Source organism: Ensifer sp. ENS10, from assembly GCF_014852025.1.
Taxonomy (GTDB): domain Bacteria; phylum Pseudomonadota; class Alphaproteobacteria; order Rhizobiales; family Rhizobiaceae; genus Ensifer.
Genome location: NZ_JACVAS010000011.1, coordinates 175752 through 188487, shown reverse-complemented (window position 1 = coordinate 188487; position 12736 = coordinate 175752). Strand labels below are relative to the sequence as shown.

10 protein-coding genes are annotated in these 12736 nt (G+C 61.1%); 8 read left to right on the top strand and 2 right to left on the bottom strand.

Annotated elements, in window-relative coordinates:
- Positions 1-35: 35 nt before the first annotated feature.
- Together IB265_RS29990 and IB265_RS29985 are read left to right on the top strand one after the other, a co-directional pair.
- Entirely contained in the window at positions 36-1220 is a 1185-nt protein-coding gene (locus IB265_RS29990) for a hypothetical protein (protein ID WP_057248766.1), read from the top strand.
- Positions 1221-1236: 16 nt separating this feature from the next.
- A complete protein-coding gene (locus IB265_RS29985; RefSeq protein WP_112995847.1) occupies positions 1237-1908 on the top strand; it encodes a hypothetical protein in 672 nt (223 codons plus the stop codon).
- 322 nt (positions 1909-2230) lie between these two features.
- Here IB265_RS29985 and IB265_RS29980 read toward each other — a convergent pair whose 3' ends face one another.
- Positions 2231-3790: an ABC transporter substrate-binding protein gene (locus tag IB265_RS29980; protein WP_192495601.1), complete on the bottom strand. Its 1560-nt coding sequence runs from the start codon at positions 3788-3790 to the stop codon at positions 2231-2233.
- Positions 3791-4527: 737 nt separating this feature from the next.
- Positions 4528-6033: a PLP-dependent aminotransferase family protein gene (locus IB265_RS29975; RefSeq protein ID WP_309140519.1), complete on the bottom strand. Its 1506-nt coding sequence runs from the start codon at positions 6031-6033 to the stop codon at positions 4528-4530.
- A 137-nt stretch (positions 6034-6170) separates the two neighbouring features.
- Here IB265_RS29975 and tauA point away from each other — a divergent pair, with 137 nt between their 5' ends.
- From tauA to xsc, 6 genes are all read left to right on the top strand, one after another.
- Entirely contained in the window at positions 6171-7187 is a 1017-nt protein-coding gene (gene tauA, locus IB265_RS29970) for a taurine ABC transporter substrate-binding protein (RefSeq protein ID WP_112995845.1), read from the top strand.
- 86 nt (positions 7188-7273) lie between these two features.
- Positions 7274-8086, top strand: a complete 813-nt coding sequence (locus IB265_RS29965) for a taurine ABC transporter ATP-binding protein (protein ID WP_034790429.1) — start codon at positions 7274-7276, stop codon at positions 8084-8086.
- Positions 8079-8906 (top strand): ABC transporter permease subunit, encoded by an 828-nt coding sequence (locus IB265_RS29960; RefSeq protein WP_057248762.1) that lies wholly within the window; start codon positions 8079-8081, stop codon positions 8904-8906. Before IB265_RS29965 ends, IB265_RS29960 begins: the two co-directional genes overlap by 8 nt.
- 219 nt (positions 8907-9125) lie before the next feature.
- The gene (locus IB265_RS29955) at positions 9126-9506 is read left to right on the top strand and encodes a nuclear transport factor 2 family protein (RefSeq protein ID WP_112995857.1); all 381 of its coding nucleotides are present in this window, start codon (positions 9126-9128) and stop codon (positions 9504-9506) included.
- Positions 9507-9523: 17 nt separating this feature from the next.
- Positions 9524-10924 carry an FAD-binding oxidoreductase gene (locus IB265_RS29950; protein WP_057248760.1) on the top strand — a complete coding sequence of 467 codons (1401 nt, stop codon included), beginning with the start codon at positions 9524-9526 and terminating at the stop codon, positions 10922-10924.
- A gap of 34 nt (positions 10925-10958) precedes the next feature.
- Positions 10959-12734: a sulfoacetaldehyde acetyltransferase gene (gene xsc / locus IB265_RS29945; RefSeq protein ID WP_057248759.1), complete on the top strand. Its 1776-nt coding sequence runs from the start codon at positions 10959-10961 to the stop codon at positions 12732-12734.
- Positions 12735-12736: the final 2 nt, after the last annotated feature.

The window sequence follows — 12736 nt, the reverse complement described above, 5'->3', positions numbered from 1 at the left end:
TCCCAGATTTTTCAATCGAGGGGGGCAATTGTGCGATGCGTCTGCTTCGGGACGATGCCCTCGACTCTGGAAATGCGCGTGTCGGCACGCGGTTTTGGATTTATCCGCAGCCCCCCTTCATTCCCGGATACGAACAGCCCGATCGTGTGTGGCTATCGATACCACGCGACGAATTAGGCGAGGGCCCCAGTGACCTCTCCATGTATGTCGCGGATCCGCTCTATGACAAGCAGCCCTATGGCCTCGCGAGCTTGCCGCCATTCGGCGGGGCGAAGCGCGCGCCGGTGAGGCCGGGTCCGGATCGTCACTTCGACAACATCGATCCGACCTCCCGGCCATTTCTTGCTGTTCACGCCTACGCCTGCGTGCGTTTCGTTCTCGACATTTGGCAGAGCTATTTGGGGCGGCGGGTCCACTGGTTCTTCGATCAGACCTTTCCAAGGCTAGAAATCGTTCCATTTGTCGATTGGGACAATGCTCAAGCGGGCTACGGTTTTCTGGAACTGGGTTGGTCCGACGTCGACGGCATCCTGAGACCTTACGCGTTGAATTTCGACACGATCGCGCACGAGGTCGGGCATCTGATCATGCTCTCGGAGACGGGTGTACCGACTGTGACATCGCCTGATGGCGACTTCTTTTCGTTCTCCGAAGCCTTTTCGGACTGTGTTTCACTGATCTCGTTCTTGCACTTTGATTCCGCGATTGACCGGCTTTTGCGGCGAACGAGAGGCAATCTGCTGCTCTACAACGAACTGAACCGCTTTGCGGAGACGAGCCCCGAAACGCAGATTCGCTTGGCCACCAATTTCCGGCGAATGTCCGCAACTACCCGCGAGGTGCACGACCGCGCGCTGCCGTTCGTTGGCGCCATCTTTGACAGCATCGTTGCACTTTATCATCGCGATCTGGTCGCGAACGGTTGCGCCGACAGGCGGCTTCTGGATGTCGATATCCGGGAACTGGCGCGGGACGAATTTGATACTTTTCGGCAGGCGACGGCGGAGGCCTTCGGCACCAAGCCATTATATTTCAAGCTGGCATTGACCGCCGCGCGAGACGCGGTGGGTGCGGCACTCGCGACGTCATTGAGCACACTCGATCTGAACACACTGCGCCTTGAGCAGGCGGCAGAGGCCATCGTCGCCTCGGCGGACGGGCCGGCCGCCGAATTGCTCGAAGAGAATTTCGCTTGGCGCGAAATCATCGCTTCAAGGTAAGTCAAGGGAGGAAAAAATGAGTGGTTGTTGCGCGAATCCTGTTGTTGGATATCCACTAGATCCAAAGGATCTAGAAGATGTAATTGAATATAAGTCGTATCGACCAGGAGATATTAGATTATATGGACGGCCGACAAGGTTTTATGAAAGGAAGAATAAAGATAAAAATATTAGAGAAGCTCTCGATGGGATTGAGAAGAAGCTAAGAGCCATTGGAGAAACGGGGATAATTGATGATATAAACAGGATGATAGAGGAGATTTTGGATTACATAAAGAAAAGCTCTGGAATTGTTGGCGATGGAGTAACGATCGCATTATTTGATGGAAAATACTATAGCTTCCTTCCCGTTAGTTTTGGGGGTGAAGTAGAGTATCTAAAGAGCATTGGCGTGATTTATGGTTATGCCTATGAGGGGCACTGCTACAAGCTGCCAAAACCGCAGATCATGTGTCTATCTGAAAGGCCGACGGCAATCGCCGACGGCGATTGCGGCTGCGATTGTGGATTTGACGCGAAATTCGGCTACGCTGTTTGGTCGATCGACAAACTCGAGCGGGCCATATCTCTCGACATCCGCGCCGACAACCTCAAGACGTTGGTGCTGGACGAAAACCTGCCAGGCAACCGGTCGCCGCTCGCCTATGCGCAGACGATGGCGTTGGCCCCACAGCGGCAACGCGACTGACGGGCGCGCCCTTTTATCCTCGGGAGCTCACGGCCTGCACCAGTGAGTTGCCAACCTTTCAGGTTGGCAACTGCGCGATTTTCGCCGGACCGCACAGACTTTGCAATGAACCACGCTACCATTCTTCGGCGAGTTCAGACCGGCCGGCAAAACAACACCCGCCTCCAACTGTTCGAAAGCTTCGGACCGCAGCGAGAGACGACATTATCGACATTGCCCGGTCGCTGGCGCGGCCGGGCAGGTGAGGGGCGGGGATTTATCGGTCCGCCTCGCATGTTGAGCGGGAGCCCGAACGCCTTGCCGTTCCAGCTCCGCGCGAGGGTTACTCCGCGAAATGAGTCAGCCAGTGGCGTGGCTTGTTGTCCGCCAGCTGAGCGACCCGGTCGATCCTGTTGCTCATCACCCAGGCCATGGGCTGCTGGTGCAACGGCAACATGATCATTTCGTCCTTGACCATCTGGAGTGCCTTGGTCTGCAGCTCGAGCCGTTTCGTCCGATCCATTTCGGTCGATGCCTGGATGACGAGCTTGTCAATCTCCGGATAGCTCCAGCCACCCCAGTTGAACACGCCCGCCTTGTCGCTCTTCGTCTCGATCATCTGGAGCAGGATCGAGTAGCTGTCGAGCATCGGCTCGTTCGCCCAGCCGATGATGTAGACGTCGGAGAGACCACCCGTGCGCTTGGGCGCCTGTGCGGCCGTCGGGCCGATGTCGAGTTGCGGCTTGAAGCCGGCGCGGCTCAGCATGTTGACGATGCTCTGGCAAAGCTCCTCCTCGTTGACATAGGCCTCGTTCGTGCAGACGAGTGTGAAGGGGAGGTCGGTTGCGCCGGCTTCTGCCAGCAGCTTCTTCGACAGGTCGGGATTGAACGGCACCACCTTGTCCAGTGCTTCGCTATATCCGGGAATCTCCGGCGCAATGATCGCGCCCGCCGTCCTCGACTTGCCGCGCATGACCCGTTTCTGGATGAGCTCCTTGTCGAGCGCGTGAGCGACGGCCTGGCGAACACGCAGGTCGTTGAACTTGTTGTCGACGCCGTCGGCCAGTTTCGGCTTGCGGTTGAAGCCCATCATGATGGTGCGCAGGTCGGTGCGCTCCATGACCTTCAGATCCGGCTGCGCGAGAAGGCGCGGTAGATCCTGCGCAGGCGCATTCTCGGTGAAGTTGATCTCACCCGACAGCAGTGCGGCGACGCGCGTCGCGGCCGAGACGATCGGTGTAAACTCGATACGATCTATGTTGGATTGCGACTTGTCCCACCACTTGTCATTCTTGACGAGAACGGTCTTGCTGTCGGGCGCGCGGCTCTCGAGCTTGAACGGAGCCGTGCCGTTGGTGTGGTAGGTGGCGTAGCCTTCGATCTTCTTGCCGACGTCGGTCGGCTTCAGCGAGTTGTTGTCGGTGAGCCAGGTAGCGTCGAAAATGTGGATGTTCGTCAAGTCGTTCAGCAGCAGCGGATAGGGTCCGACCAGTTCGATATCGACAGTGTGGTCGTCCACCTTCTTCGCCGACTTGTAGGCGGGAAGGTTGCCGCGGAGTGGAGACACCGGATCGCTGACCCGAGTGAGAGAGGCGATCACGTCGTCCGCGGTGAAATCGGCGCCATCGTGGAACTTGACGCCCTCGCGCAGATGAAACCGCCAGACCGTGTCTGATACCACCTCCCAGGACGTTGCCAGCGCCGGCTCGATCTTCAATTCGGCGTCAAAACGGACAAGCCCCTCATAGACGTGGTTGAGGAAGGACAGCGTGTAGCTGTCGCCATAAGAATAGGGGTCGAGCGAATAGATGTCGCGCGAGGCGCCCCATTTGAGCGTTTCCGCATGGCCCGGCGCGGAAAGCGCAGCCGACATGACGGCTGCGAGAATCAATTTCTTGAGCATTCTGCTGTTCTCCTTTGTTAAGGTCACCGGTCCCCTTGAACGGGAATCTTCTTCTTGAGAGGCAAGGACGGCTCACAGGCTGTCCGTCTCGCCGCCCGGTAGGGGGCGGCTAGTGGCGTGGTCCGTTGTTGGCGCGGGCATGGCCTGCTCGGTTGTGTCGATCACCGCAAAGGCCGTCGACGGCCCCCTGGGGATCTTGATTAACTGGCGTCCCTGGGCAGCGAGGCATTCAAGCGAAAGCCTCCCGGCGATGCTGAAGCGCCAAGTCCTGTCGTCGATATGGCTGTCATTCGATGGCCAGCGCCAAACGTCACCTCGAACAGGGGTAATCTCCGCACCGCTTTATAGATGCGGCACAGAAACCCAAGGTTCAGTGTTAGAAGCTGGAATGGCGATCGAATGAGGGGATGTCAGGCGAGCCGGCCGGGCGGTGCGGGCTCGTATGTGCGGCGCCGCCAAAAGTTGCATGAACTCGCTATCGCGGCGGTCTTCTGAAGCCCTTGCATCAACCTGCTCCTCCCTAGCTCGTTGCTGCTGATCGGCACCATCGCACGCCAAAAGTTTTTGTCAACGACTTTGTCGACAATATTGAATACGATCGCAGCGACAATCCAAAGCGACAACAAGATGGCGGTTGCGGCGAGCCCGCAGCGTTCGAAGCAAAGGAAAAAGCTGCGTTAGGTCGTCGCGCGCACCAGCCCGCTCGACGGGAAATGGCCGACAGTGGTCCAGCCCCTCTACTTCGCAGTGGAGGTCTTGTCGTTGCTGCTGCAAGCAAGGGCGTCGATGCGGGCGCGAACGCGGGCGACGCCCTCGGCAATACTGGTGCCTGGAATGGACGAATATCCCATGCGGAAAAAGCGGCAGGGCCGGTCGCTTCTAGGGAAGAAGGGCGAGCCGGATTCGACCAGAACGCCATCCTGGCGCAACTCGCTGACCAGACGGTCGGCGTCGAGCCCTTCCGGCCCCTCCATCCAGAAGGACGTGCCGCCGAAGGTCGAGGACCCGGCGACGGTCAAATTCTCCCGACGCAGCGCCTCGGCCATCAGCACGTGGCGCTTGTGATACTCGGTCCGCATGCGGTGCAGTACGGCGTCATAATGCCCAAGCGCCAGGAAATAGGCAGCGGTGCGCTGCAGGTGGCCGGGCGGGTGACGCAGCATCAGCGAGCGAAGCGCGCGCGCCTCGCGAATGAAGGGTGCAGGCGCCACGAGATAGCCGAGCCGAAGCCCGGGAAACAGGGATTTTGAGAAGCTGCCGATGTAGAGCACCCGGCCCGTCGGATCGAGCGCTTTCAGCGCCGGCGAGGGCGGAGCGAGGTAGCTGATCTCGAACTCGTAGTCGTCCTCGACAATGACGAAGTCTTTCTCCTCCGCAGCTACAAGCAGTTGCGTTCGCCGGTCGACCGGCATGGTCGCGCCTGTCGGCGAATGGTGGCTCGGGGTCACGAAGACGGCGTCGACTTTCTCCGGTAGCGCATCCGGCGACAGGCCCTCGCGATCGACATCGACGGTCGTGACGTCAGCACCGCTGAGCAGGAGCGAGGCGCTGATATCCGGGTGGCAGGGGTTTTCGCAGACGGCGGCTGAGCCCTTTTCCAGGATCAGTCGGGTGACGATCCAGAGCGCATTCTGCGCGCCGACGGTAACGAGGATTTCGTCCGGAGTGGCGTGAATGCCGCGCCGCGGCAGCGTGCGCGAGCAGATGTAGTTGACGAGCCGCACGTCGTCGGCAGCGGCAAAGTCGCTCGCCATCAGCACGAAGTCCTCGCGCGCAAGCGCCCGGCGGGCGCAATCACGCCAGGCGTTAAGGTCAAACAGCGTGGGGTCCATCTGGCCGTAGAGGAAGGGGAAAGGGTAGCGTCGCCAGTCCAGCGGTTTGTGGACTTGGCGCACGACATCGAAGCTCATCTTGATCTTGCGGCTCCAATCGACCGGATCGGCGCCGCCCGATGGGCGTTCCCCTTCCACATCCATGCCTGGCGGATTGCCGGCGATACGATAGGAACTGCGGTTGACGGCCTCGACATAGCCTTGGCTGATCAGTTCCTGATAGGCGAGCGTTACCGTGATGCGCGAGATCCGGAGATAGTCCGCGAGTTTGCGCGTGGAAGGCAGGTGCGCGTGCGGCTGCACCCGCCCGGCAAGCACGGCCGAAACGATCGTTTCGCGCAGCTGTGCCTGCAGGCCAATCCCGCTGTCGCGATCGATGAAGAAGATGGTTTCGGAAACATTCGTCCGCACGACGCCGGCCTCCAATGACGTTAATCTGGATCTATTCAACTTCCATACTGGATATAACGCAAGCCGGATCTCGGCCGTATCGTCATGAGCAAGATCGGAAAAACCGGTCAGTGAATAAACAAAGAGGAGGACGAAGCATGCTACATGGACATTTCAGACGACTGGCTGCAGCAGCCAGCATTGTGGCGAGCCTGGCCGCATCCGGCGTGGCTTATGCCGAGACGAAGCTCGTCGTCGGCTATCAGCAGATCGTCGGCCCGTTTGTGGCTGCGATCGCCGACGGGCGCTTCGACGCCGCCGCCAAAGAGGCCGGCTACTCGATCGACTGGCGCCAATTCAGCTCGGCCGGCGACATCACGACGGCGCTCGCCTCGGGCGACGTGCCGATCGGCGTTCTCGGTTCGACTGGCACCGCGGCTGCCGCCACGCGCGGTGTCGAACTGCAACTCTTCTGGATCCTCGACAATATCGGTCAATCGGAGGCGCTGGTCGCCCGCGACGGTTCCGGCATCGAAACGCCCGCGGACCTCAAGGGCAAGAAGGTCGCCGTGCCCTTCGTCTCGACCTCGCATTTCCATCTTTTGGTCGGCATGAACAAGGTCTGGAACGTCGACCCGCGCGAAGTGGAAATCCTCAATCTGAAGCCGCCGCAGATCGTCGCCGCCTGGCAGCGCGGCGATATCGATGCCGCCTATGTCTGGCCGCCGGCGCTTTCTGAAATTCAGAAGACTGGCAAGACGATCTCCGATTCCGAAGTGATCGGTGCTGCGAGCGTGCCGACCTTCGACGGGCTGGTGGTTGATAAGGCCTGGGCCGCGGAAAATCCGAAGCTCATGGAGGCCTTCACCAAGGTTCTGGCGAAAGCTTATGCCGACTACAATGCCGACAAGGCGGCGTGGACGGAGGAGTCTGAGCAAGTCCAGGGCATCGTCAAGCTGATCGGCGGCGATGGCCCGAGCACGGTCGAAGCCTTGCGTCTTCTTTCCTTCCCGAATGCGGATGAGCAGGCCTCCGAGGTTTGGCTCGGCGGTGGCGCCACGCGCGCGCTCACCGAAAGCGCCAAGTTCCTCGTCGAGCAAAAGCAGATCGGCAATTCGCTCGACGATTACGCGCCCTATGTGAACGCCGACTTTGCCAAGGTGGCCGCGCAATAATTTGATCTGCTGATTGCGCCGGTCCTGAGGAGCGGCCGGCGCGTCCATCTTCAAGACCGTGACCGAGGTGCAGGGAGGCATTTCTCATGGAAACATTGAGCGTCAGGAACATCAGTCTGACCTATCCGGGCCTGTACTCGGACCAGGCGATCATCGCCCTGAAAGGTGTCAACCTTACCATCAACAGCGGCGACTTCGTCGTCGCCCTCGGGGCTTCGGGCTGCGGGAAAACCACCTTGCTCAACCTGATGGCGGGCTTCATGGCCCCCTCAGAGGGCGACATCACGCTTGGCAATCACCAGGTCAACGGACCGGGCGCCGAGCGCGGCGTGGTCTTCCAGAAGCACGCATTGCTGCCGTGGCTGAACGTCATCGAGAACACCGAATTCGGCCTCAAGCTGCGCGGCGTCGACAAGGCGACCAGGCGGGATCTCGCCACCAAGAACCTAGCCTTGGTCGGCCTGCAGGACTTCCACCGGCATATGATCTACCACCTGTCGGGTGGGATGCAGCAGCGCGTCGGCATCGCACGGGCGCTGACCTGCGATCCCGCCATGCTCTTGATGGACGAGCCGATGGCGGCACTCGACGCGCTGACGCGCGAGACGATCCAGGAGTTGCTTCTGAAAGTCTGGCAGCTCACCAACAAGATGTTCTTCTTCATCACCCATAGCGTCGAGGAGGCGCTGTTCCTCGGCTCGCGGCTGATCGTCATGTCGCCGCGCCCGGGCCGCATCACCCACACCTACGAACTCAACTTCAACAAGCGTTTCCTCGCCGAGGGCAATGCCCGGGCGATCAAATCCAGCCCGGAATTCATCCGCATGCGCGAGGAGGTGCTCGGCATCATCTATGGCGACGAACGTGCGTCCGGCAACCCGGAGGTGGCCCATGCTTGACAGAGTGACACGCGCCAAGCCCGTAAAGGCCGGCAAGATCTTCGGCGCTCCGGGTGACGGAAGCAGCGGTCTCATCAGTTTTTCAACGACACTCGTGCTCGTCGCCCTCTGGTTCTTCGTAACCGAATCCGGTTGGGTCAAGCCGCTGTTCCTGCCGTCGCCGCTGGCGGTCTGGGACAAGTTCATGCTGGCGCTGACGGACGGTGTTTCGAACTCGACCCTGATCGAGCACACGCTCGCCAGCATCAGTCGCGTCTTCGGTGCCTTTCTGCTGGCGCTGGTGACGGCGGTTCCGATCGGCATCCTGATGGGCGTCAACCGCTTCGTGCGCGGTCTGTTCGACCCCATCATCGAATTCTATCGGCCGCTGCCGCCACTTGCCTACCTGCCGCTTGTCATCATCTGGCTCGGCATCGGTGAGTTCCCGAAGGTGTTCCTCATCTATCTGGCAATCTTCGCGCCGATGGCGATTGCCGCCAGAGCAGGGGTGCGTTCGGTCTCTACCGAACAGATCCACGCGGCCTATGCGATGGGGGCCACCCGCGGGCAGGTCATCAGCCAGGTCATCATGAAGGCCGCCTTGCCCGAGATCTTCACCGGCATGCGCATCGGCATCGGTGTCGGCTGGACGACCCTGGTGGCGGCGGAAATGGTGGCTGCCAACCGAGGGCTCGGCTTCATGGTTCTGAATGCAGCTGAAAACCTCGAAAGCGACACGGTGATCATGGGCATCTTCATCATCGGCATCTTCGCCTTCGCCTTCGATCTTCTGATCCGCTACCTAGAAAAGGTGCTGATCCCCTGGAAGGGCCACCTTTAACCAGAGAATCCCGCTCTCAAGTCGAATCACTGGAGACGGAAAGATTGCCTAGAATCAAAGTGCTAGAGCGTTCCTTTGCGCGTTCAATTGAACGCACGGCGCTCTAGGCGACAGCTTCGACAAATCATTCGTACCCGGCCTGGCGGCCTTTGAAGACGGCGTCTCCCGTCTCCGGCGAAGCCATGCCTGACGACTAAGCCAAAGGACAGGACGATGACACTGACTGCAACCGACCTCAAAACCTTGTTCGATGCCTTCAACCGGCACGACATCGATGGGGTCATGCGCTTCTTTGCCGAGGACTGCGTTTTTAACGCGGTCGGCGGACCCGAGGTCTACGGCGCCCGCTTCACGGGTAGAGCGGCGATTGCTGACGCCTTCAGCGGCGTCTGGACATCGATGCCGGATGCCGAATGGGGCAATCACAGCCATTTCGTCGAAGGCGACCGCGGCGTGTCCGAATGGACCTTCTCCGGCACGGCCGCCGATGGCAGCCGCACTGAGGCCGAGGGCTGCGACCTCTTCACCTTCCGCAACGGCAAGATCGTGCGCAAGCAGGCGTTCCGCAAGAACCGCCCGGTCCTGCAACCCCGCTACTGACGGCTGGAGCGAAAGCAATGCAACTGCGCGCCACTCCCTTGAAGCCTGCAAGAGAGCCGTTCGACCCGGCCTATGACCCCAACCATGCCCGCAGCCCCGGCAGAGGCAAGGACTACGCGCCGACCTATTGGATCGGCACTGCCGGGCCTGAACCGGAGGATGACGGCCCAGTCACAAGCGACATCGACGTCGAAGTCGCCATCATCGGCTCGGGCTATACGGGCCTCTCCTGCGCCATTCATCTGGCGCGTGAGCACGGCATCAAGGCGACGGTGCTGGAGGCAAACGGCGTTGCCTGGGGCTGCAGCACCCGCAATGGCGGGCAGGCGCAGATTTCGGCTGGCCGTCTTAAGCGCTCGCAGTGGATTGCCCGCTGGGGCGTCGACGTCGCCCGCAAGATGCACGCGGAGATTTCCGAGGGATTCGACCTCTTTCGCACTCTCGTCCGCGAGCCCGAAATCGACTGCGATCCGCAGGATGGCGGCCATCTCTATATCGCCCACCGCGACAAGATGCTGCCGGCGCTGCAAAGCGAGGTCCGTGTTCTCAACGATACGTTCGGCTATCGCGCCCGCATGGTCTCGCGCGACGAGATCCACCGCGATTTCGTTCGCGACGAGGAAGCACGCGGGGCGATGTATGAGCCCGATGGCATGGGCATCCATGCCGCCAAGCTAGCCTTCGGCTACCTCAGGCTTGCCCGCAAGCTGGGGGCAAAGGTGCATACGTCGAGCCCGGTGCTTGATTGCACTGCCAAGGGCGGCATGCATTACCTGACGACGCCTGGCGGAACGGTGCGGGCGCGTGCCGTCTGCATCGCGACGGCCGGTTACACGTCACCCGGCATGAACGCGCTCACCCGCCACCGACTGATGCCGATCCTGTCGAACTCGATCGTCACTCGACCGCTGACGGAAAGCGAGCAGAAGGCGCTGAACTTCAAGGCGCGCATCCCGCTCACCGATACGCGGACGCTGCGTCACTACTATCGCATGCTGCCGGATGGCCGGGTGCAGATCGGCAGCCGCAGCGCCATCACCGGACGCGACGCGAGCAATCCGAAGCATCTCGAGATCCTGCTTGCCGGCCTCTACCGCAAGTTCCCGGCGCTCCGCGGCATCGACATCGACTACTCCTGGTGGGGTTGGGTGGATGTCAGCCACGACATGATGCCGCGCATCTTCCAGCCGGATCCGGGGCAGAGGCTGTTCTACGCCATGGGCTATGGCGGCAACGGCGTGATGTATTCCGCCCAGGCCGGCCGTCGCATGGCCCAGATGGTCGCCGGCAAAGGCGGCGGCCTCGACCTCCCCATCTTCACTTCGCCTCTGCCGGGCCACGGGCTTCTGACGCCGTTCCGACGGCTCGGCCAATGGGGAATGTACCGCTGGTACTACCTCCGTGACGAGATCCTCTAACTCTTTGAAATAATACCAGGAAAGGAACCACCCCATGAAAATGACCACCGAGGAAGCCTTCGTCAAAGTTCTTCAGATGCATGGCCTCGAACATGCCTTCGGCATCATCGGCTCGGCCATGATGCCGGTGTCGGACCTTTTCCCGAAGGCCGGCATCAAGTTCTGGGACTGCGCCCATGAGACCAATGCCGGCATGATGGCGGATGGCTTCAGCCGCGCGACGGGCACGATGTCGGTTGCGATCGGCCAGAACGGCCCTGGCGTCACCGGGTTCATCACCGCGATCAAGACGGCCTACTGGAACCACACGCCGCTCCTGATGGTGACGCCCCAGGCGGCCAACAAGACGATCGGTCAGGGCGGCTTCCAGGAAGTCGACCAGATGGCGATGTTCGAGGAAATGGTGTGCTACCAGGAAGAGGTACGCGATCCCTCGCGTATACCTGAAGTCCTGAACCGCGTCATCGAAAAGGCCTGGCGCGGTTGTGCGCCTGCGCAGATCAACATCCCGCGCGACTACTGGACCCAGGTGATCGACGTCGACCTGCCGGCGATCGTCCGCTTCGAGCGTCCGGCCGGCGGACCGCAGGCGATTGCGGAAGCCGCAAAGCTGCTGTCGGAGGCGAAATTCCCTGTTATCCTCAATGGTGCCGGCGTCGTCATCGGCAATGCCATTTCCGATTCCATGAAGCTTGCCGAACGCCTCGACGCGCCGGTCTGCTGCGGCTACCAGCACAATGATGCCTTCCCCGGCAGCCATCGCCTCTCGGTCGGCCCGCTCGGCTATAACGGCTCGAAGGCAGCGATGGAGCTGATCTCCAAAGCCGACGTCGTGCTGGCACTCGGCACCCGGCTCAATCCCTTCTCGACGCTTCCGGGTTATGGCATCGACTACTGGCCGAAGAACGCTTCGATCATCCAGGTCGATATCAACGCCGACCGGATCGGGCTGACCAAGAAGGTGTCGGTCGGCATCTGTGGCGATGCCAAGCAGGTCGCCCGCCAGATCCTCGAGCAGCTCTCGCCCTCGGCCGGCGATGCCGGCCGTGAGGAGCGCAAGGCGGCGATCCACCAGACCCGTTCGGCCTGGCAGCAGCAGCTCTCCTCGATGGATCATGAGGACGACGATCCGGGCACGGAATGGAACGAGAGCGCACGCTCGCGCGAGCCGAACCGCATGTCGCCGCGCCAGGCCTGGCGGGCGATCCAGGCGGCTCTGCCGAAAGAGGCGATCATCTCCACCGACATCGGCAACAATTGCGCGATCGGCAACGCCTATCCAACCTTCGAGGCTGGCCGGAAATATCTGGCACCGGGCATGTTCGGCCCCTGCGGCTACGGTTTCCCGTCGATCGTCGGCGCCAAGATCGGTTGCCCGGATGTGCCGGTGGTCGGCTTTGCCGGCGACGGCGCCTTCGGCATCTCGATGAACGAGATGGGCTCGATCGGCCGTGAGGGCTGGCCGGCGATCACCATGGTGATCTTCCGCAACTACCAATGGGGTGCTGAAAAGCGCAACACGACGCTCTGGTACGCCAACAATTTCGTCGGCACCGAGCTCAACCCCAACCTCTCTTACGCCAAGGTGGCCGAAGGCTGCGGGCTGAGGGGCGTGACCGTCAATACGACGGCAGCACTCACCGAGGCGCTGTCCAACGCGATCGCCGACCAGAAGAGGGGTGTCACCACCTTCGTCGAAGTCATCCTCAACCAGGAGCTCGGCGAGCCTTTCCGGCGCGACGCGATGAAGAAGCCGGTGCCGGTTGCCGGCATTGATCGTGCCGACATGCGTCCGCAGAAGCGGGCCTGAGC